Annotated in this window: 20 protein-coding genes and 2 pseudogenes; 6 read left to right on the top strand and 16 right to left on the bottom strand. The window is 57.8% G+C overall.

Annotated elements, in window-relative coordinates; translation table 11 throughout:
* Window position 1 precedes the first annotated feature (1 nt).
* From PP263_RS03090 to rpoE, 8 genes and pseudogenes are all read right to left on the bottom strand, one after another.
* Window positions 2–1,156, bottom strand: a complete 1,155-nt coding sequence (locus PP263_RS03090; protein ID WP_308366908.1) for an efflux RND transporter periplasmic adaptor subunit — start codon at window positions 1,154–1,156, stop codon at window positions 2–4.
* Between the two features lie 188 nt (window positions 1,157–1,344).
* Window positions 1,345–2,292 carry an L-Ala-D/L-Glu epimerase gene (ycjG, locus tag PP263_RS03085; protein WP_308366907.1) on the bottom strand — a complete coding sequence of 316 codons (948 nt, stop codon included), beginning with the start codon at window positions 2,290–2,292 and terminating at the stop codon, window positions 1,345–1,347.
* Window positions 2,293–2,530: 238 nt separating this feature from the next.
* Window positions 2,531–3,841: pseudogene (locus PP263_RS03080) on the bottom strand (endo-1,4-beta-xylanase); the annotation flags it as partial.
* A 72-nt stretch (window positions 3,842–3,913) separates the two neighbouring features.
* Window positions 3,914–4,198 (bottom strand): annotated as a pseudogene (locus tag PP263_RS22645) (cellulose binding domain-containing protein); the annotation flags it as partial.
* A 309-nt stretch (window positions 4,199–4,507) separates the two neighbouring features.
* Window positions 4,508–4,957, bottom strand: a complete 450-nt coding sequence (locus PP263_RS03075) for a SoxR reducing system RseC family protein (protein ID WP_308366905.1) — start codon at window positions 4,955–4,957, stop codon at window positions 4,508–4,510.
* Window positions 4,954–5,883, bottom strand: coding sequence for a MucB/RseB C-terminal domain-containing protein (locus PP263_RS03070; protein ID WP_308366903.1), 930 nt, complete (start codon window positions 5,881–5,883; stop codon window positions 4,954–4,956). The genes PP263_RS03075 and PP263_RS03070 overlap by 4 nt, the downstream gene beginning before the upstream one ends.
* A gap of 23 nt (window positions 5,884–5,906) precedes the next feature.
* Window positions 5,907–6,590 (bottom strand): sigma-E factor negative regulatory protein, encoded by a 684-nt coding sequence (locus PP263_RS03065; RefSeq protein ID WP_308366902.1) that lies wholly within the window; start codon window positions 6,588–6,590, stop codon window positions 5,907–5,909.
* 169 nt (window positions 6,591–6,759) lie between these two features.
* On the bottom strand, window positions 6,760–7,374 hold the full coding sequence (gene rpoE / locus PP263_RS03060; RefSeq protein ID WP_308366901.1) for an RNA polymerase sigma factor RpoE: 615 nt from the start codon (window positions 7,372–7,374) through the stop codon (window positions 6,760–6,762).
* Between the two features lie 164 nt (window positions 7,375–7,538).
* Here rpoE and nadB point away from each other — a divergent pair, with 164 nt between their 5' ends.
* Window positions 7,539–9,146, top strand: coding sequence for an L-aspartate oxidase (gene nadB / locus PP263_RS03055; RefSeq protein ID WP_308366900.1), 1,608 nt, complete (start codon window positions 7,539–7,541; stop codon window positions 9,144–9,146).
* Between the two features lie 49 nt (window positions 9,147–9,195).
* Here nadB and PP263_RS03050 read toward each other — a convergent pair whose 3' ends face one another.
* Together PP263_RS03050 and PP263_RS03045 are read right to left on the bottom strand one after the other, a co-directional pair.
* Window positions 9,196–9,645, bottom strand: coding sequence for a protein YgfX (locus tag PP263_RS03050; RefSeq protein ID WP_308366899.1), 450 nt, complete (start codon window positions 9,643–9,645; stop codon window positions 9,196–9,198).
* Entirely contained in the window at window positions 9,620–9,865 is a 246-nt protein-coding gene (locus PP263_RS03045; RefSeq protein WP_308366898.1) for a succinate dehydrogenase assembly factor 2, read from the bottom strand. The genes PP263_RS03050 and PP263_RS03045 overlap by 26 nt, the downstream gene beginning before the upstream one ends.
* A 135-nt stretch (window positions 9,866–10,000) precedes the next feature.
* Here PP263_RS03045 and PP263_RS03040 point away from each other — a divergent pair, with 135 nt between their 5' ends.
* Together PP263_RS03040 and PP263_RS03035 are read left to right on the top strand one after the other, a co-directional pair.
* Entirely contained in the window at window positions 10,001–11,044 is a 1,044-nt protein-coding gene (locus PP263_RS03040; protein ID WP_308366897.1) for a folate-binding protein, read from the top strand.
* 116 nt (window positions 11,045–11,160) lie between these two features.
* The gene (locus PP263_RS03035; RefSeq protein WP_308366896.1) at window positions 11,161–11,799 is read left to right on the top strand and encodes an RpiB/LacA/LacB family sugar-phosphate isomerase; all 639 of its coding nucleotides are present in this window, start codon (window positions 11,161–11,163) and stop codon (window positions 11,797–11,799) included.
* A gap of 243 nt (window positions 11,800–12,042) precedes the next feature.
* On the opposite strand, the gene PP263_RS03030 is transcribed toward PP263_RS03035, so the two are convergent.
* Complete coding sequence (locus PP263_RS03030; RefSeq protein WP_308366895.1) at window positions 12,043–12,207, bottom strand: hypothetical protein; 165 nt, start codon at window positions 12,205–12,207, stop codon at window positions 12,043–12,045.
* A 13-nt stretch (window positions 12,208–12,220) separates the two neighbouring features.
* Here PP263_RS03030 and PP263_RS03025 point away from each other — a divergent pair, with 13 nt between their 5' ends.
* The 3 genes from PP263_RS03025 to PP263_RS03015 all read left to right on the top strand — a co-directional run bounded on the left by PP263_RS03025 (window position 12,221) and on the right by PP263_RS03015 (window position 13,493).
* Complete coding sequence (locus PP263_RS03025; RefSeq protein WP_308368549.1) at window positions 12,221–12,562, top strand: hypothetical protein; 342 nt, start codon at window positions 12,221–12,223, stop codon at window positions 12,560–12,562.
* A 249-nt stretch (window positions 12,563–12,811) separates the two neighbouring features.
* On the top strand, window positions 12,812–13,282 hold the full coding sequence (locus PP263_RS03020; RefSeq protein ID WP_308366894.1) for a hypothetical protein: 471 nt from the start codon (window positions 12,812–12,814) through the stop codon (window positions 13,280–13,282).
* A complete protein-coding gene (locus PP263_RS03015; protein ID WP_308366893.1) occupies window positions 13,275–13,493 on the top strand; it encodes a hypothetical protein in 219 nt (72 codons plus the stop codon). Before PP263_RS03020 ends, PP263_RS03015 begins: the two co-directional genes overlap by 8 nt.
* Here the strand turns inward: PP263_RS03015 and PP263_RS03010 are convergent.
* From PP263_RS03010 to PP263_RS02990, 5 genes are all read right to left on the bottom strand, one after another.
* Window positions 13,459–15,015 (bottom strand): class I SAM-dependent DNA methyltransferase, encoded by a 1,557-nt coding sequence (locus tag PP263_RS03010; RefSeq protein WP_308366892.1) that lies wholly within the window; start codon window positions 15,013–15,015, stop codon window positions 13,459–13,461. The two genes, PP263_RS03015 and PP263_RS03010, sit on opposite strands and share 35 nt — an antisense overlap.
* 89 nt (window positions 15,016–15,104) lie before the next feature.
* Entirely contained in the window at window positions 15,105–16,640 is a 1,536-nt protein-coding gene (locus PP263_RS03005) for a Fic family protein (protein WP_308366891.1), read from the bottom strand.
* A gap of 3 nt (window positions 16,641–16,643) precedes the next feature.
* Window positions 16,644–17,834, bottom strand: coding sequence for a hypothetical protein (locus PP263_RS03000; RefSeq protein ID WP_308366890.1), 1,191 nt, complete (start codon window positions 17,832–17,834; stop codon window positions 16,644–16,646).
* Between the two features lie 2 nt (window positions 17,835–17,836).
* Window positions 17,837–18,757 (bottom strand): hypothetical protein, encoded by a 921-nt coding sequence (locus tag PP263_RS02995; protein WP_308366889.1) that lies wholly within the window; start codon window positions 18,755–18,757, stop codon window positions 17,837–17,839.
* Window positions 18,750–19,805, bottom strand: coding sequence for a nucleoid-associated protein (locus PP263_RS02990; RefSeq protein ID WP_308366888.1), 1,056 nt, complete (start codon window positions 19,803–19,805; stop codon window positions 18,750–18,752). Before PP263_RS02990 ends, PP263_RS02995 begins: the two co-directional genes overlap by 8 nt.
* Window positions 19,806–19,827: the final 22 nt, after the last annotated feature.

Raw genomic sequence — 19,827 nt, 5'->3', positions numbered from 1 at the left:
CTCAGTTAAAGCGCTCGGGGCCCAGCCCCAGCACCGCCACAAGATCTCCGGCAGAAACAAACTCCACTCCCCGGGCAACCACGCGATCGCCGACGGAAAGTTCTCCCGTGACCGTCGCCCGCTGTTCCCCTAGTGAAACAATCCGCACCTCTACGCGCTCCAGCTGTCTCTCCTTGGATACCCGCAACACATGGGCACTCTCGTCGGCCCCGTAGACCAGTGCCGTCAATGGAACGGCCAACTGCCCGGCGTTGACGGCACCCGCTGCGGACCGATCGGTGAACGCGAGACGGACCTCAGCAGTCATACCGGATCGGATTCCCCCCACCGGTTGTTCCACTACCAGCACCACCGGGTAATTGTTGGATGACTCCGGCTGGGTGCCGATATGTCGAACACGGGCGGGTATGCCGACTGCTCCCACCGCCGGGAGAGCAATAGATTGGGACACTTGCGCATCCAGCTTACCGATCAGGTTCTCCGGCACACTGGTCTTTATCTCGAACCCCTGGCGATCGGAGATCACTTCGAGGACGACCTGGTTGGAATTGACCCGCTCGGAGGGTTCTACATGCCGCCGGCTGACCGAGCCGGCAAACGGCGACTTCAATTTGGTCAGCCGGAGGTCGCGCTCCGCCATCCTGCGGGATACCCTGGCCGATTCGTACCGGGAGCCGGCCGTGTCCATCGCGGCCTTGGCGCTGTCCAGCCTCGCCTGGCTCACCACTCCCCGGTCCTTCAGCTGGCGCTGGCGCTCATGGTCCAACTTGCGTTCGCGGAAAGTGGCGAGGGCCTCGGCCTCGTTGGAAACCGTCAGCGCGTGGGCCAACTGATAGCGGGTGTCGTCCAGTTGCGCCAGAACCTGGCCTGCCTCGACCGGATCCCCCACATCCACCGACAGGTGCTCGATCTCGCCATTCACCTCAAAGCTCAGGGCCGACTGCTCGGCCGCCCGCACGCGCCCGGACAGGGTCACCACCTGCTCCACGCTGACACTCTGTACCAGCGCCGTGTCCACCACCCGCAGGGGCGGCGCGGCCGCGGTTTCCTCGGCGGAGCGGGAGCAGGCGCTCAACAGAAATATGGCACTCGCCAGTGCCAACACCCTTGGCCTCACAAGTGAGAAGTGGCCGCAAAGGGGTCTGCAGTCATTCATTGTTCAACCTCTTAATCAAATGATTAAGCGAACATATAATCATTTGATTAAATCCGCAATCAAACCCGCCTTACAAAGGTCTATTAGCGCGCCATCTTTTGGGAAATAAGAGATTTCTCAGAAGGACTGATTGACCACCAATGTCATCAACGGGAAGGACATCCGCTCCTCAGCTGATGCGATGGAAGTCAAACCCAGTAAACCCGGCCACCGGCAAAGCGCAACGGTGGTTGTACATCTTTTGCCAGCCAGGTGGGGCCGTCCAGGTCGAGGAAGCGCACCTTCTCCCCCAGCGGCCAGGCCGCGCGAATGGCCCGCGAGGTGCATAGCATGCACCCGAGCATCAGTTGGAAGCCCTGACGCCGGGCCTCTTCCGCCAGGGCCAGTGCCTCTGTGATACCACCGGTCTTGTCCAATTTGATGTTGACCATCTCGTAGCGGCCGCGCAGACGCGGCAGATCGGCGCGGGTATGGCAGCTTTCGTCGGCACAGATCGGCAAGGGGTGGGGGAAACTGGCAAGAAAGGCGTCGTCGTCCGCGGGCAGGGGCTGTTCCAGCATGGTCACTCCCAGGCCCTTCAGCTGCTGGCAGCGCTCCTCCAGGGCTTCCGCCCGCCAGGCCTCATTGGCGTCGATCACCAGCTGCGCGCGCGGCGCGGCGCCGCGCACCGCCGCAACCCGCTCCAGCACTTGGCGGTCGTCCAGTTTCAGTTTCAAAATACCGGCGCCCTGCCCCACGGCCGTTCCCGCCGCCGCGGCCATGGCCGCGGGGGTGTCGATCACCAGGGTCTGCACCGTGGGCAGGGAATCGGGTCCGGGATGCTCGGCGCCATTGCGCTTTGTCTCCCAGTCCGCAAGCGCGCAGTCCAGCGCGTTGCGAGCGGCACCGGCGGGCATGCGGGATTGCAGTTGATGGCGGTCCAGCCCTGCGGATACTTCCGGCAGCACTTGCTCTATTTCGGCAATCACCGAGTCGACGATCTCGCCATAGCGTGCGTAGGGAGTGCACTCGCCGACGCCGGTCACTCCCTCCCCGGTCACTTCCACCACGACCACCCGGGCCTCGGTACGCGCGCCGCGGGAAATCACGAATGCCGTGCGCAGGGGCCAACTCTCCGCGTAGCAGCGGGCGCGCATAGGCTCATCTCCAAATTCCCTGGAAATAACAGTTTAGGAGAGGGAGTCAGCGGTGGGAGGAATTCCGCATCCTGGCACGGAGTTCGCGGTGGGCAGCGCAATCCTTCTTATCGAGAAAAACAGCAGAGTCCATTGCGCGGCAAAAAGCAGCGCCCTTTTTTATACGGGCGCCGCTTCTTTTTGAGAGGCAATTTTTATCTATCGGTGGTGGAATTCCACCTGCGTTCCGATAAAAAATTTATCTATTCAGGAAATCCATCAGCCAGGTCATGGCCGGACGCGGAGTCCCATTTTCATGAATAAGGCCACTGCCGGTGACCCAGGTTCCGTTGACCACGTAACCCCACAGAGTGATCCCCGCCACTGACGGATGGTTGTAGAACATGGGGAACTGTTCCTGCATGATCTGGAGCTGCCTTTGATCGTTGGTTTCTGCGACGTCGTACTCGGAGACGTAAATCGGTAATCCCAGCGCCGCCACCCGGTTCAGGTTGTTCTCCAGATCCGATAAGGACCAGCCCTCGAGACCGTGTGCCTGCACACCGATAGCGTCCACCACGCCGGCGTTGACAGCGGGCCTCGCCATCTCGATAAACTCTGTGGTGTTCCAGCTCAGAACATTGTAATCGTTCAGGATCAGCGTGGCGTTCGGACAGTACTGCCGGGTCAATCGGAACGACTCGATAATCCAGTCGTTGCCGAAGGCACTTTGCGCGTACCCGGCCGGCGCATGCCCCGGCGTGGACTCGTTCACCACATCAATCATGGCCGTATCCGGGTAGCGCGCACAGAAATCGCGAATCCATTCCTCGATTTCCTGCCGCTGCTCCGCGGGGCTCAGATTATTGATCCAGCCCGGGGCTTGGTTTCCCCACACCATCGTGTGTTGCTTGAACGGAATGTTGTGTTCCCGGGCATAGTTGTACACCCTGTCCAGGCCGGCCCAGTTGTAGACATCTCTGGTTCCCTCGACTGAACCCCACTTGCCTTCATTTTCAGGCGTAATCTGGTCCCAGAACTGTACAAAGTCGGACCGGACCTGCCCAAAGGTGGTGATGTTGCCAACGAAGAAGTCGGGCAAACCACCACCTGAGCTACTGCCCGATGATGACGATGAACCCGACCCGGAAACCGGACCAAAATTGATGAGGCCGTTGCAGTGCAGCCACTCGCTGTTCGAACCGCCGCCGCACTGGTTGTTGCCCCAGACACCGGTATTTACACTCTGGTTCTCGGCTTGGCGGGTATCGCCGTTGACCTGGATGAAATCCACCTGCACATCCCGATCGGCGCCGTCGTCGTTGGTGAATTCCACTGTGATGTCACCGTCCAGAGCCGTCGCCGCCGAATAGTCCTCCATAGCAGTGGAAAGCGTCCAGGTCTGCACCGGACTGCCGCCCACCGCCAGGGTGATGGACTCCGCGCCAGTGGTTCCGCGCGCCCGCACCACAATCATATTGCCGCCGGAACCGGACGAACTGCTCGAACTCGAAGAGCTGCTGGAACTGCTCGAAGAGCTGGAAGACGAACTGCCGCCTGGATCGCCATCACCGGCACAGCTGGGCAGTTCGAAGCTGCCGTCGTGGATGCCCTGGAAACCGAAAGTGGTACTCTCCCCCGCCGCCAGGTTGCCGTTCCAGGCACAGCAGTTGCTGAACGACGGCGTCGCCGTGTCACCCCCGTTTTCGATGACGTTCCAACTGCTGGTGACATTGGCCGGCTCGCCGAAGTCGAGCTGCACGGTCCAGCCGTTGATGGTGTCCGGGCCATCGTTGGTCACCGTCACATCCAACTGGTAGCCGCTGCCCCAGACATTCGGAACCACGCTACAACTAAACGAAGCAAACGCCTGCGCAGCCGATAGAATACCGGACAGCAGCAGTATGAATCTGAATAGGATTTTCATTTGGCCACCTTGCCTATTTATATTATTAGTCAGTTAATATGGTAACGCTACCACCAACCGATTCTCTGAACTTTGTGTACAAAAAAGCATAGAGAATAGCGTGGAAAACAACAGGGGATAAATCTGACGCAATAAGTTGGTAGCGCTATCATTCAAGTTGAACCAATATGTTGCACCCGTCAAGCAAGATGCCCCGAAAAAAAGCATGGCGTCAGTTATTTTGGCGCTGAGTTCCTCAAATAGCAGGAATCAGCAGAGAGTCCACGCATGGAGCGACAGTGGCATCCACCATGCGGTGAAGGAGAGAAGTCAGTGGCGGGAAGCGGGTTCGATATGCAGCAGCTGCGGGGCAAAGGCGGGATCGGCGGCGTGGCCGCGACTGTACAGGCGCACCAGCACAGCGCCGGCGATCAAACCCAGCACGGCTCCGGCAATGGCACCGGTTTCTCCGGCCAGCCTCTCTCCGGCCAGTGCAGCCAGCAATAACGAAATCAAAGGCAGGAGATACACCAGCAACGCACCGCCAGCCAGCGTCCTTTCGGCAATGCCGATCACAGCGGAGTCATCGAGGGAAATGTGCTCCGGGTCGCGCCCGTTGAGCGTCACACGAATGCGCGACGCCCTGGCCCAGTAGTCCTCCAGTAGGCCAGTACCACACCCGGGCTTCGCGGCACAGCCGTGGCAGCCGCTGCGCTGGATGGTTTCCACCCACACAGCGTCCGCCTCAACGGCCACGATGCGGCCGCGCTCTTCGATCATTTGGACACCACCGCGCGCGCCAGCAGTCGCGCGGTGTCGTCGGGAATCTCGCCCACCACGGTCACGGTATAGGAGGTGTCGTCCACTTCGAGGCGATCCATATAAGCTACGGTAGCACCGCGGATAGCGCGTCCCTTGAACTCCAGCTCCCGGCCCAGCTGCTGCACGAAGACGCTGAAGACGCTGAGGCCATCGCTGAACACCAGCATGTCTCCATCCGGCAATGTGTGGGTGGCCACGGACTTGAAGCCGTCGGGTATCCAGCGCAGTTGCCAGCGGCTCTGCGCCGTGGCGCAAGCGCCGCTGTTGTCGATCCGGCGAGCGCTGGCGGACTGAGGTTTCAGCGCGCTTTCAGGGAGAGGGGAGAGATCCAGCCGTACAAACTGGTAGCGCTCCAGCACCCGGCCTTGCTCGCCCACCAGCATGGACTTCAGCGGCAGGCCCGTCTCCCGGTCCAGACTGACCACCATACCAAGACGGTGCTTGTCGCGGGGCCGCGCTTCAATCACCACTGTGTCGCGGTCGGCGATACGCTCTTCACCGTGCAGAAAGAATTGATAGGCGTTCTGAACTTCTGCCTGCCCGGCTCTGCTCCAGAGTGCGGCCCGCGCCATTGGGTTGTCCCCGCGCCGGCAGTTTGCACTGAAGCCGCGGCTGACCAGTTCGCGCGGTTCACCGCTCAGGTAGCGCACCCGCTCAATCTGTTCGCCGTTGCGCACCGCGTGCACCACCTGCAGGGTCTCCAGCATTCCCGCGTGTTCGAAAGTCACCAGGCCGCGGTACTCCAATTCGGTCACTGCTCGCGAGAGTTTGCCCAGCCAGTGCTCCAGTTGCTCCGATTCCTCCGGTTGCCTCTGTTCCTCGCTGGCGCGGGCGACTGGTACCAGTAACAACAAAGCCAACAGCACGCTGTTGGCTTTTCGCATGTATCCCAAAGAATGCATCGCCGCTACTGTCCGCTCTGTTCGCCGTAGGTGGCACGGGCAAAAGGCACCATGCCCTGGCTGCCCATGTGCGCGGCCTGCTCGGAGTGTTGGATCATCACCCGGTTCAGGTGGCGCATCAGCTCGGGAGGGGGTGCCTGGTGGAGCTGAGCCTGGCCGGCGACCGGGTTGTCGGGCACCAGGCGCGGAGCCGCGGTGCTCACCGCACGGGTATTGGGTGTCGGAACATAGAAGCCACTGGGCTGTGGCAGGGACTGCACCGGCTGCTGTTCGGGGCGTTCGGCCCCGGCAACCAAGTCGCCGCCGGGCTGGGGTTGGGAAAGCTGTTGCACGCCGAGGATGGCGGCAAGGGCCACGGTTGCGGCTACTGCACCGCGGGACAGAGAGCGCCGCCAGCGGCCCCGTGCCGCGTGGGCATTCGCCGCGCTCCCCTCACCGTGCGATTGGGACAGGGGCTCCTCCTGTGCGATGGCGGCGGAGATATTCGCCGCCAAACTGCGGTCGACCGACACCACCCGCTCGCCGCGCAGCACATTGGCGGCCAACTGGTAGCGGGACCAGCGTTCACCCACCTCTTTGGATGCCGCACTGGCTTTCAGCAGACGCTGCAGCTCCAGTTCACCGGCCTCGCCATCCATCAGTGCCGATAGCGATTCGTTCAGACGATCCTGATGATTCCCGTGGGACATAGGGGTTGAGCCTCTCTGTACAATCCGGCGCGGGAAGCGCCGGGACCCGTTGTTAGTTATGACCGGAGACCCGGCCGATTGTTTCTCTATATCCGGAAAATATTTGATTCCACGAGGCTGGAAAATCCGCCGGCCAACCCCACCCTCTTACAACCCCCCAACAAGGTGTTCAGCCGCGGTCGCCCAAGGTCTCCGGCTCCCCCGCCAGCACCGCCTGTACCGTGCGGTCTATGGCCTCACGGGCGCGGAAAATGCGCGAGCGCACCGTGCCCACCGGGCAGTTCATCACCTCCGCGATCTCCTCGTAACTGAGCCCCTCCATCTCGCGCAGGGTCACCGCCGAGCGCAGGTCCTCCGGCAGCGCGCGGATGGCCCCGTGCACCGCGGCTTCCAGTTCGTCGCGAAACAGCTCGCTCTCCGGGGTGTCGTTGTCCCGCAGCAGGTCGGCGCCGGAGTAGTATTCGGCGTCATCCAGGTCCACATCTGAGGATGGCGGGCGGCGGCTGCGGGACACCAGGTGGTTCTTCGCGGTGTTGATGGCGATTCGGTACATCCAGGTGTAGAAGGCACTCTCGCCACGGAAGTTGGCCAGGGCGCGGTAGGCCTTGATAAAGGCCTCCTGGGTGACGTCCTGCACTTCGCTGTGATCCTTGATAAAGCGGCTCACTACCGCGAGTATCTTGTGCTGGTATTTCAGCACCAGCAGGTCGAAGGCGCGCTTGTCCCCTTTCTGTACCCGCTCCACCAACTGGCGGTCACTCGGCGACGCCTGTTGCGCTGTCATCCCCTACTCCCGGCCAAAACGCTACGGCACCCACCGGCCGCCACGGCGCAAGCATTTATTCTGTGCAGTTCAAGACACTGGTGGTAGGGCATAAGTTCCGGGCCAAATCGACGAATGTAACATTGGCGCTATACTACGCGACCCTCAAGCACTAATAAAACTCTATGAGCGAACAGGCAAACTACGACGTACTGGTGATTGGCAGCGGCGCCGCGGGCCTCACCCTGGCTCTGCACCTGGCGGCGCGCCACCGCGTGGCCCTGCTGTCCAAACAGCGTCTGCGGGACGGCTCCACCTGGTTCGCCCAGGGCGGCATCGCCGCGGTACTGGACGAGATGGACTCGGTGGAGTCACATATCGCTGACACCTTAGACGCAGGCGCCGGACTCTGCCACCCGGACGCGGTGCGTCTCACGGTGGAAAACAGCGCGGCGGCGATCCAGTGGCTGATCGACCAGGGAGTCGACTTCACCCGCGAGCGCGGCGACTACCACCTCACCAAGGAGGGCGGGCACAGCCACCGGCGCATCATCCACAGCGCCGACGCCACCGGCCGCGCGGTGCACAGCACCCTGATCGACAGAGTGCGCGCGGCGGAGAATATCGACTGCTTCGAACACCATATCGCTCTCGACCTGATCCGCCAGCCGGACCCGCAGAAGGGCCGCTTCCGCTGCGCCGGGTGCTACGTGTACAACAAGCAGAGTGAAGAGGTGGAGCTGTTCCAGGGCCGAGCCGTGGTGCTGGCCACCGGCGGCGCCAGCAAGGCCTATCTCTATACCAGCAATCCGGACGGCGCCAGCGGTGACGGCATCGCCATGGCCTGGCGCGCCGGCTGCCGGGTGGCGAACATGGAGTTCAATCAGTTCCACCCCACCTGCCTCTACCACCCCAAAGCCAAGGCGATGCTGGTGACCGAAGCCCTGCGCGGCGAAGGTGCACAGCTCAAGCTGCCCGATGGCAGCCGCTTTATGCACCACTTCGATCCCCGCGGCGAGCTGGCGCCGCGGGATATCGTCGCGCGCGCCATCGACCACGAAATGAAGCGCCTGGGGGCCGACTGCCTCTACCTGGATATCTCGCACAAGGACGGGAGCTTCGTGCGCGAACACTTCCCCACGGTGTACAACAACTGTCTGCAGTATGGCATCGACATGACCCGGGAGCCGATTCCGGTGGTACCCGCCGCCCACTACACTTGCGGCGGGGTGATGGTGGACCAGTTCGGGCGCACCGACCTGGACCAGCTCTACGCCATCGGCGAAACCACCTTCACCGGCCTGCACGGCGCCAACCGCCTGGCCAGCAACTCACTGCTGGAATGCCTGGTGTACGCCCGCGCCGCGGCGCTGCATATCGACGGTGTACTCGACTCGGTGCAGCCGCCCCGCCCGGCGCCGGCCTGGGACGCCTCGCGGGTTACCGACTCGGACGAGGATGTGGTGATCTCCCACAACTGGGACGAGCTGCGCCGCTTTATGTGGGACTATGTGGGTATTGTGCGCACCCGCAAGCGCCTGCTGCGCGCCGAGCACCGGGTGAGGCTGCTGCAGCAGGAGATCCGCGAGTTCTACGCCAACTACCGGATCACCAGCGACTTGATCGAGCTGCGCAACCTGGCCCTGGTCTCCGAGCTGATCATCCGCTCGGCGCTGGAGCGCCGCGAGAGCCGCGGACTGCACTACTCCCTCGACTATCCTCAGCTGCGCGAGCTGGCGATGGACACCATCCTGGTGCCGGAGAACTTTGCCGACCAGCGGCAGTTTGTCTGACCGGGGGCTGAGATTGATGGGCACGCCCGCTGCGCGGGCTTTGCCCATATCACCGCGAATACCGCAGCGCCACCAGCAACCGCCGCCAGTCATCGGCATCCAGAGAGTCCCACGCCAGCACCAGCCGCAGCCGCCGCCCGCGCGGGTCGCATCCGTTGATCACGATCAGCCAGGACCAGAGCACCAGCTCGCCGGAAAATTCGACCTCCCGCTCGACGCCGTCTTCCTGCAGCCAGAACCAGCGCCGCTCGCGGGTGCTCAGCAGCCCCCGCACACGCCGCAGTCCCCGCCACTCAAACGCCGTATAGGCCAGCACCAGCAGGGCCGCCGGCAACAACAGAAACCAGGGCAAACGACACCACCACAACAGCAGCAACGCCTGTGCGGCAGTCAGCAACAGAAGGACAAACAGGAAGCGGGAGGGCGCCACGGCGCAGGTGAGCCGGGCGCTTCTTTCGAGATAAGCGGGATAACTACTGCTGTAATCCGGTGTTGTCACGGATCACCTGCACGATGCGCTGCAGCTCCGGATCATCCGGGTCCTCGCGGCGCAGGAACCAGGAGAACAGGTCCTGATCCTCGCACTCCAGCAACTGCTGATAGCGCCGCTGGTCGGTCTCGTCCAGGGTATCGTAGACATTATCCAGAAACGGCAGCAGCACCAGATCCAACTCCAGCATACCGCGACGGCTAGCCCAAAACAGGCGGTTGCGATCCATACTTCTCTTCCAACCAACAGTGAATGCCGCGCAGTATACCCGCTGGCCCCAAGAACCTGAAAAAGCGGCTTGAAAAAGCGCCCATCACCCCAAAATAATCCACCCTCAGACAACCCCCGATGGCAGGTGGCAACTATGGATCAACGTCAGTGGCAGGATTTTCTCAGTTCCGAAGGCGCCATCTGGGAGGATGTCGATACCCCCAATCCCGCTGCCCACTTCCCCGCCACCGAGGCAGACCTCCACCTGGTGGATCTGAGCCCCCTCGGCACCGTCTCCGTCGAGGGCCCGGACAGCCAGAAATTTCTCCAGGGCCAGCTCACCTGCGATCTGGTCACCCTGCCGGACAACCACAGCACTCTCGGCGCCCACTGCAACCCCAAGGGCCGCATGATCAGCGCCTTCAGCGCACTGAAACTGTCCCACAGCGAATTTTTCCTCCGCCTGCCCCGGGATCTGGCGCCTATCGCCCGCGACACCCTGGGCAAATACGCCGTCTTCTTCAAAACCGAACTGCAGGATATCGGCGACCGGGTCCGCTGGCTGGGACTGCAGGGACGGAATGCGCCCGCCCGCGCGTCGGAACTGCTGGGTCTGGACGACCTGACGGAGGGTGAACTGCGGATATTCGACTGCGGCGGTGAGCGCGCCATCGCCCAGGTGGTGAGCGATCAACAGGTCGCCCTGCTGGTACCGACACAGGAATCCGCAAATCTCTGGCAACGCCTGACGGCGTCGGCCGATCCGGCGGGCTACTGCCACTGGCTGCAACAACAAATAGCCGCGGGCATCCCCCAACTGCACGCCGAAACCAGCGAAATGTTTATCCCTCAGATGACCAATCTGCATCTCCTCGGCGGCGTAAGCTTCAAAAAAGGCTGCTACACCGGCCAGGAAGTGGTGGCGCGGATGCAATACCGCGGCGCCGCCAAGCGCCGCCTCTATCGCGCCCGCTGCACCTCCGGGGAAATCCCCGCCCCGGGGCTGGAAATCTATGGCGAAAGCGAACAGAGCATCGGCAATCTGGTGGTGGCCTGCCGCAGCGAACACGGCACCGAGCTGCTGGCGGTACTCACCATCGGCAAGGTCGCCACCGGCGAGGAATTGCGGCTGGCGGATGGGCGGGAGCTGGAGATCCTGGAATTGCCTTACGATGCGGAGGCGGACCCGTTGGCGTAGAACGCCCGGCTGACTCCTATGCCACCACTATTGGACTGACCACCTCACTCCTGATACCTTCTCGTCCTCACACTTGAGCCAAGCCAATTTCTTTTTTTTGGGGAACGAGGAGAATTATGAAAATCGCACTGATGAACGAGTTCAGCCAGGCGGCGAAGAACCCTATTGTGCTGGAACAGCTGAACAACGTGGCCGCGGAACAGGGCCATCAGGTTTTCAATGTAGGTATGGATGGTGACAACGACCACCGCCTCACTTACATTCACCTGGGCATCATGGCGGGCCTGCTGCTCAACTCCAAAGCCGTGGATTTTGTTATCAGCGGTTGCGGCACCGGCCAGGGCGCGCTTATGTCCCTCAACGCCCACCCGGGAGTAGTCTGCGGCTACTGCATCGACCCCTCCGACGCCTACCTGTTCGCCCAGATCAACAACGGCAATGCCCTGTCACTGGCCTTCGCCAAGGGCTTCGGTTGGGGCGCTGAGCTGAACTGCCGCTACATCTTCGAAAAAGCCTTCACCGGCGAGAAGGGCCAGGGCTACCCGCCGGAGCGCAAAGAGAGCCAGGTGCAGAACGCCGGCATCCTGAACGGCGTCAAGGCGGCCATGTGCAAGGACTACATGGAAGGCCTCAGGGCGCTGGATCAGGAGCTGGTCAAAACCGCCGTTACCGGCGAGCGCTTCCAGGCCTGTTTTTTTGAGTACGCGCAGGATCAGGCGTTGCAAGACTACGTGCGCAGCTTGCTGGACGGCTGAAGGTTGTCGGTAGTCTGATCGCAGCCAACGGCCGCTCCTACATAATTCGATATAATTCGATCAAAACCTTGTAGGAGCGGCCCATGGCCGCGATCAAACCACCAGCCGCCTCCGACCTTCAATCGCGGCCATGGGCCGCTCCCGGCCGGACCGCTCCCGGCCGGACCGCTCCCGGCCGGACCGCTCCCGGCCGGACCGCTCCTACAAGTGGCACAGTCTTTTCCGACGCCCCTTACCCTCTCCCTATACTTCCACCGCCACATGATCCAGCTCCGCCGCCTCCGGCAGCGCCCATTCAATCGGCTCTCCACCGTTTTTTTGCAGATAGGCGTTGGCCTGAGTGAAGGGACGGGTGCCGAAGAAACCCCGGTGGGCGGATAGCGGCGACGGGTGAGGAGCGCGCACCACCTCCGACGCCTACCTGTTCGCCCAGATCAACAACGGCAATGCCCTGTCACTGGCCTTCGCCAAGGGCTTCGCCTGGGGCGCCGAGCTGAACTGCCGCTATATCTTCGAAAAAGCCTTCACCGGCGAGAAGGGCCAGGGCTACCCGCCGGAGCGCAAGGAGAGCCAGGTGCAAAATGCCGGTATCCTGAACGGCGTCAAAGCCGCCATGTGCAAAGACTACATGGAAGGCCTCAAGGCGCTGGACCAGGAACTGGTCAAAACCGCCGTTACCGGTGAGCGCTTCCAGACCGGCTTCTTTGAGTATGCGCAGGATCAGGAATTGAAGGATTATGTGAAGGGGCTGTTGGACAGCTGACGGAAAAATCCTGCAATACCCAGTTGGCGCCCTGGCACACCGCGGGTGCCAACAGACTCATCAAAATCTATAACCGTAGCAGTTTCCAGCATATCCCCACTGGCATGAGGTGCGCCTGCATTAAAGCAGTCACCACTAACTCCTTCCCTAACGCCCCATGACTCGGACCGGCCTGCTCAAGTAGACAATCTTCACTTGTTGGCGGTATAGTAATCCGCCTCCAAGAATCACCACTGATATGGATATCATATGAAAACCCTCGAAAACATACTTATCTTCAGAGGCGACCTTGATCTCATTTACGATGGAAGCTCCAGACTGAATTTATGGAGAGCCGTACACAAAGATAATGTCGGGCAAAACCCACTGCATCCAGATTTCTATCCACGGATGATCAGAGGATCAATGCGCAGACCCGACATCGCTGTAAAAGAAATCGGCGGCGTTGAATATGTAGAAGCCGAGCTGGTAAAGGGCACATCTCTATTTGACAAATCAGGCACATTCGGATTCAAAAATTTCGAGTACTTTGAAATACCCGCCGGGACGGAAATCCCAACTGGACTAATCATCATCAAAGGCGAGTACAATCAGAAGTACAAAGCCACCCACTACTCCATATGCCCGAACCATAGAATGAGAAAAGATCTATTCATCAGGTTGTTGGATCGCTTAGCGTATAACGCCCAGTTCCAGAAGCGGAAAAATCAAAGTGTCTGATATTTCAATTGGCACCCTTATGATGGCAATTCAGGCAGTCAAAAAAGAGATTGCCAGGCTTGAACATCTATTAACGTCAGAAACGTTAACAGATGGTGCGGACGTTCAAGATTTACTGCTTTCCTATGAAGAAGCGGAATCTGAATTGAAAGGCCTGTACATAGAGAAACAAAAATTCACCAAGAATTACCCGAGTTACGAATCGCTCTAGCCCTTAAGTGCCCCCTTAATTGAGGGGGCACCACTTCTCCCCCCTGCAACTGCCCCAAAACCTCCCGAAAACTGTTGAGCCCCGCCTCCAGGTTCTCAATGATCTCCTCCGCCAGCTCATTCGGTTCCGGCAGGTTGTCGAGGTCGGTCAGGCTCTTGTCCTTCAGCCAGAAAACATCCAGGCTCGCCTTGTCGCGGGCGATCAACTCGTCATAGCTGAAGCTGCGCCAGCGCCCTTCGGGATTTTTCTCCGGGTGCCAGGTCGCCCTGCGCCGGTTGCGGTTCTCCGGCTTATAGCACTTGATGAAATCCTCCAAGTGCTCAAAGCGCAGCGGCTTTTTCTTCAAGGTGTGATGAATATTGGTACGGTAGTCGTAGAACCATACCTTCTTCGTCCACGGCTTGGGGCTGGCCTCGCGATTATCGAAGAACAGCACATTGGCTTTGACCCCATGGGCATAGAAGATACCGGTGGGCAGGCGCAGGATAGTGTGCAGGTCGGTGGTTTCCAGCAACTTGCGGCGAACGGTCTCACCGGCACCACCCTCGAATAACACATTATCCGGAACAACCACCGCGGCCCTGCCGGTGGTTTTCAGCATGGCGCGAATATGCTGCACGAAATTGAGCTGCTTGTTTGAAGTGGTGGCCCAGAAGTCCTGGCGGTTATAGGTGAGGTCGTCGGTTTCCTGCTCGCCTTCCTCGTTGGTAAAACTCATGGAGCTTTTCTTGCCGAACGGAGGATTGGCCAGCACATAGTCCACCGTATCGGATGGCGGCGCCACAAGGGCATCGTTGGGCGATACCGCGCCCTCGCCGTCGATCTCGCCGATGTTATGCAGGAACATGTTCATCAGGCACAGGCGGCGGGTATTGGCGACAATCTCGTTACCGGCAAAGGTGTCGTGCTTGAGAAAGGCCTTCTGCTTCCTGTCCAGCTTGTGGTTTTCCACCAGGAAATCATAAGCGGCCAGGAAGAAACCACCAGTGCCGCAGGCCGGGTCGGCAATGGTCTTGCCCGGCTCCGGGCGCACGCATTCCACCATGGCCCGGATCAGGGCGCGGGGCGTGAAGTACTGCCCGGCGCCGGACTTGGTATCCTCGGCATTGCGCTCCAACAGCCCTTCGTAGATATCGCCTTTGACATCGGCCCCCATCACCAGCCACTGGGTGCTGTCGATCATCTCGATCAACCGAGCCAGCTTGGCCGGGTCCTGTATCTTGTTCTGGGCCTTGGTGAACACCTGCCCCAGCAGCCCCTTCTTTTTACCCAGCGCCATCAGCAACTCGACGTAATGCACCTCCAGCTCGGCGCCCTTCTTGTTCTTCAGGGTTGTCCAGGCGTACTTCTTCGGTATGCCCACCTCTCGCTCGTAGGGTGGTCTGGCGTACTCATCCGCCATTTTCAGGAAGATCAGGTAAGTGAGCTGCTCCAGATAGTCTCCATAGCCCACACCATCGTCGCGCAACGTGGTGCAGAAACTCCAGACTTTGGAAATGATTGGGGCACTTGCTGGGCTCATTCGGGGTCCTTACTGCTGTAAAATGGTTTGTAAAAGTCGATGTTTACGGCGCTATCTGCCGTAAACCACACATTCAATAAACCAGGCTGTCATGCCTTGTGTTGTCTCAACCAGGCATGACCAACTGTGGTTAAACGATACTTTTGCAGTCGGCTGCGAGGTTTGTCAGGGATGGTCATTTCAATGAATCCCTCGTCCAGAGCCGGACGCAGATAGGCTTCGCGGAAGTGATCTTCATGCTTCAGCCCCAACGCGGCCTGGATATCCGTGCGCTTCATTTCCCCCTTCATCACAGCCAGCAGCCTTTCGACTTCCCCGGTGACTTCCCCGGTGACTTCCCCGGTGACTTCGGAGGTGACTTCTTCGGCAAAGCCCTCATGTACCGGCAAGCGAATCAGAAACGAGCTGCGCTCTTCGTCGCTTTCAAAGACCGGCGCGGGCGAGCCGTTGGCCCGCATGACCCGCAGAATCTTGGGGATGCCGGTGGAGCGGCCCTCGGTGAGATCAAGCTCCTTCAGGAACTCGCCAATGCGGCGGTTGCGGTAGCGGCGGCTGACGGCACGGCCCGCCTGCAAATCCGCCATGCGGATGGAGCGATCCGGGCCGGGGAAGCTCAACACCATCAGCTCTTCCGGGGTGATACGCACCTCGATCGGCTCGCGGATTTCATAGGAGCGATGATATACCGCATTCACCACCGCCTCTTCAATAGCCGCCAGCGGATAGTTCCAGAAACGCTCGGCCTGGGGCCGGTCCGGGTGCTTGACGACGGTTTCCTTCAGGTAATTGCGGGCGATGTAATCCACCGCATCGCGGGCAATGCGCCCCAGCGGGCCGCGAAATTCCTTTTCCTCGAAGCGGTCACCGCCCGGCCCATCGGGGAAATACACCACATCAATCTGGGTGGCCGGAAAGAACTGTTCCGGGTGCTCGTTGAAGAACAGCAGCCCCACGTTCTTGGGGAAGGCCATCTCCGCCGGGCCGCCGACCACATTCATGCGCCGCCCCAGCGCCTCGGCATCGAGGGTGGCGGCCTCGGCGGCCAACTCACTGCCGATCTCCTGCAGGAATTCGCGCATCAGGTGAGGTGACAGATCGGTGAGCCTGGCCCCCTGCCGGTAACGGTCATCAAACGGCACCGTCGCCGCCAGCGACAACAGCTCCCGCTCATTCGCTCCTTTGGCGCGCACCGTGCTGGTGTGCTTGCGCAGGTAAAACGCCCAATCCGCCTTCTTGTCGCCCAGTCGGGTTCTGGCTTTGTAGGGCCGGGTTTCCCCACCCGGCACCCACAGCACCAGAATCAGTTTGCCCTGCACTTCATAAGTGGCGGTCAACGGATGATAAGGCGGCTGAATGGCCGCATTGCCCAGGTTTAGCAACTCCTTCTGGATGCCGTCGATCTGCTCTGGCTGCAAACCCACAGGCGGCGAAACCGGTTGCCCATTCTTCTCTTCCACGCCCACCACCACATAGCCGCCGCCCAGATTGTGAAAATCATTGGCGAAGGCGCAGATGCTGTGCAGCACTGCCTCCGGGTTCCAGCCCGCCTTGTATTCCACCCGTTCGCTTTCGATGGTGCGGTGGTGGAGTAGGGAGTCGAGGTTGATAGGAAGTTTGGGGGGCATAATTCAAGGGTTCATAATAGCTTCAGTTTTCTCTTCCGCATCGGCATCAACATGAGACGCATTTTTTTCGGAAGAAGATTTTATATACTCAAAAGCACTATCTCTTATCTCTTGAATTCTCTGTATTATATTTTTTCTTATTTGGTTTTTACTGCCTTTTTCCACTCTTGGGAGTCGTTCAATGCTGAAATTGAACAATGTTCCTGAATAGTCTATGCCCTTTGAAGATTTACCTGAGAAGAAAAAATCGATACCGCACTCTCCAGCATTCGTGCCAAACTTGAATGTATAGGTAGCGGTCATCTTTACCAAAAAATAATATGGGTAGTATTTTTTATCATGTAGAAGAAATATTTTCCCAAGGTCCTTGCCATTGATCTTGATTTTTGTAACCCGCCCCTCCATCCACTCAATCTCTGGATCTTTAGGCAATGCCCCCGCCTCCTGATCTCGAATAATCTCAAAATCGCCAATCTCCTTGAAGCTAAATTCAGGCATATCAACCGAAGCCAACTTGAGGAAGAAACGGACACGCTCGCTGTTTTCAAAATCATCAAAGGCAATGGATTCCGGCTTTTCATCCCGTGTTATACCTTTTGACTTATAGAATTTCCCAATAGCGTTAGTGATCCCATCATTGATTCTATTCGTATCCTTGGAGGTACGAAACCTGTCAACCTCGACTTTCAAACCGTCACCAGAGGATTTTAGAGTAATTTCCGCCGGATAAACAATTTCTTGCTCTATCCAATCTTTACTGAAATCTAAAACTCTCAAAGAGTATATGATTTTCACATCGCCATCAGGATCAACCGATATGACCGGATCAGAAGCAAATTCCCTATCATCCTCTAACTGTATACCTTCAACTACCGAATCGAAATTCTTGATAAGTTCCGATTTCCATTCGGCATCAGCGGATGTCAGTTGCAATTTGCAAGATGAGTACTTCTTTCCGGATTCACGAACGAATGACTTTTCAACAAGCCGAGTGAACTCCCCTGGAGTTAGTAGGCATCCACTCAGCAGGGGCACGGTATCTGATTTTGAAGTGCTGCCAACAAATATGCCTTTTTCTTTCAGAGTCTCAGTAATCTCTCCGCTACTAATATGCTCGCTATTGAGCAATATACGCAAGCGATCTCCCCACAGCATAGCTCGCTCATAATCAAACTGTTTGGCGGGTGTTCCCATGTTCAGCACTCCAGGAGGTCGAGAATGGTCTCTTTGTAGCAAAACACTTTAATGTTCGCTTCCCTTTCTTGATAAGCCATCAAGACAGAATCTTTTTTCTGCTTGTCATCCGCAGGGTGATAACTTTCCAAGCCAATGAAGATATCCTTCACCCAACCATCTGAGAAGTCGAAAGCCAAGCTGCAAAGTTTATTCAGCGTTTCCTCGGAAAACCCTTGCTTGGCATACAGGCAGAGGGATGGCCTTTCCCCTAGAATAAACCTGATGGGGATAAGATCGGAGGCAATGAGTTCGATAGGCAGTATATAACCATATCGCTCATCATTATTAGCAATAACATTCCCAAGCTTTGGATAATAGAATTGATACTCGCCTCCATATTTTGTCGCCCTAAAATGGCTGATCGCCGCCTTGATAAAGGAGGCACGAGACATATCCATTAGATAGAGTGGGCAGTTTGATTTCAAATCCAACCGAATATGATTTAGGACTCGCCTGATATCTCTATTCAGATTTTCTCTATCTCCATGCAACCACACAAGCAATCCAGCATGTTTTTTTTGCTTACGTCCTTTGAAGTTTTGTATAGTCTGGCTAATCTCAGGACTAATCTTTGAGCAAGAAACTATCTCATCAAGTTCTGATAGATGCTCCTTAAGCGTAGTCCTAACACCTTGATCACCCCTTGGATAACCGTTCTTGGCGTTCTTTGAAGATACATAAACAACATCCGTTCGATCTTCATGAAGTGGACTATCATAGATAAAAATAAAGTCATTTCCATGAGTCTTCTCTCGGTTATGGGACTTGTCATTACATGGAACACTGACCCCTTTCAGGAGATTGCTCCAACCGATTAATTTCAGGAGTTCTTCCGTGATCTTTTCTCCGTTTTCACCGGAGGTTTTTGACGACTCACCCATTTCTGTTCTCCAGACTCACGTTTATCTGTATAGATTTCCCATCAACCTTGAAGTCCACATCACTAAATGAAAAATTTTCCGGGATTATCAAGGAGATATCACGCCCCAAACTAATGCGGCTAAATACTTTCTTCAATTTAGCCTGAAGGATTCTTGTCGACACGCTGATATCGCCCGAACTAATCAATCCTTTTCGCTCAATGATTCGATCCATCTCTACATCCCACACATCTGAAGAAACATATTTCCTCGATATATCCCTGATCTCCTCACCTACCACTTTATCTCTGACCGAACATAGCTCAGCCACTTCGCGACAGAACTCTTGCCGCGCCACGGGGCTTTCGATGTCTTCGCGAATTCTTTCTATTAGACTAACAGCCACAGAGGACTTAGTTGTTTCACTTGGAACCTGCTTGGCTTTCAGAAAATCGTCAATCCAGTATTTCGTCCGACTGCTTAGGCGATCAATCGCATAGATAATGTCGAAGTCTTCAACAATAAGAACCCCTTTATCAATCAATTCCGGATTAATGCCACTGTAGACTTCAAGCTGTTGCACCCCCCCTTCCGTGCGGGCTGAAAGGTACTGTTGCTTCGACTCCGACTTGTAGATGCCTATTGCAGACCTGTACACACCACCCACTTTCAAGCGATCAAAAAGAATAACGAACAGATCCCCCGATGCAATGTTTGGATGATGGGCTGAAGTATATAAATGGGTAGCCAGTTTTTTTGACAGTCCCACGAAAGAAGTTTTTTTGGAGAAAAAACTGGAAACATGATGCGCCACGTCGTTTAGCGCGATATCGCTCTCATGGCTCAACACATACTGATTCTTATCGCTAACGATGCCTCGCAAGTAGCCACCGAGTATTACATTAGAAATCCTGTCCGTAATCTCGAAGCACTGATCAGCCAAGGTCAACGGCTCTTCTCGCAGGCGGTTTCCAACCTGATGCAGCATAATAGATCGGACAACCGACTCACCGATTTCCAAGGGCTGGCTCTCAATTCTATTTATTTCAGAAACGCCTCCTTCCGTCATAACCCTTTTCCCTCTCCTCCAA

Source organism: Microbulbifer sp. TB1203, from assembly GCF_030997045.1.
Taxonomy (GTDB): Bacteria; Pseudomonadota; Gammaproteobacteria; order Pseudomonadales; family Cellvibrionaceae; genus Microbulbifer.
The sequence above is the reverse complement of the archived record's forward strand: the minus strand, read 5'-3'. Positions and strand labels throughout refer to the sequence as shown.

Coding starts and splice junctions, on each gene's coding strand:
- PP263_RS03090 (WP_308366908.1), bottom strand. CDS start 1,156: ATGAATGACTGCAGACCCCTTTGCGGCCACTTCTCACTTGTGAGGCCA.
- ycjG (WP_308366907.1), bottom strand. CDS start 2,292: ATGCGCGCCCGCTGCTACGCGGAGAGTTGGCCCCTGCGCACGGCATTC.
- PP263_RS03075 (WP_308366905.1), bottom strand. CDS start 4,957: ATGATCGAAGAGCGCGGCCGCATCGTGGCCGTTGAGGCGGACGCTGTG.
- PP263_RS03070 (WP_308366903.1), bottom strand. CDS start 5,883: ATGCGAAAAGCCAACAGCGTGCTGTTGGCTTTGTTGTTACTGGTACCA.
- PP263_RS03065 (WP_308366902.1), bottom strand. CDS start 6,590: ATGTCCCACGGGAATCATCAGGATCGTCTGAACGAATCGCTATCGGCA.
- rpoE (WP_308366901.1), bottom strand. CDS start 7,374: ATGACAGCGCAACAGGCGTCGCCGAGTGACCGCCAGTTGGTGGAGCGG.
- nadB (WP_308366900.1), top strand. CDS start 7,539: ATGAGCGAACAGGCAAACTACGACGTACTGGTGATTGGCAGCGGCGCC.
- PP263_RS03045 (WP_308366898.1), bottom strand. CDS start 9,865: ATGGATCGCAACCGCCTGTTTTGGGCTAGCCGTCGCGGTATGCTGGAG.
- PP263_RS03040 (WP_308366897.1), top strand. CDS start 10,001: ATGGATCAACGTCAGTGGCAGGATTTTCTCAGTTCCGAAGGCGCCATC.
- PP263_RS03035 (WP_308366896.1), top strand. CDS start 11,161: ATGAAAATCGCACTGATGAACGAGTTCAGCCAGGCGGCGAAGAACCCT.
- PP263_RS03020 (WP_308366894.1), top strand. CDS start 12,812: ATGAAAACCCTCGAAAACATACTTATCTTCAGAGGCGACCTTGATCTC.
- PP263_RS03010 (WP_308366892.1), bottom strand. CDS start 15,015: ATGAGCCCAGCAAGTGCCCCAATCATTTCCAAAGTCTGGAGTTTCTGC.
- PP263_RS03005 (WP_308366891.1), bottom strand. CDS start 16,640: ATGCCCCCCAAACTTCCTATCAACCTCGACTCCCTACTCCACCACCGC.
- PP263_RS03000 (WP_308366890.1), bottom strand. CDS start 17,834: ATGGGAACACCCGCCAAACAGTTTGATTATGAGCGAGCTATGCTGTGG.
- PP263_RS02995 (WP_308366889.1), bottom strand. CDS start 18,757: ATGGGTGAGTCGTCAAAAACCTCCGGTGAAAACGGAGAAAAGATCACG.
- PP263_RS02990 (WP_308366888.1), bottom strand. CDS start 19,805: ATGACGGAAGGAGGCGTTTCTGAAATAAATAGAATTGAGAGCCAGCCC.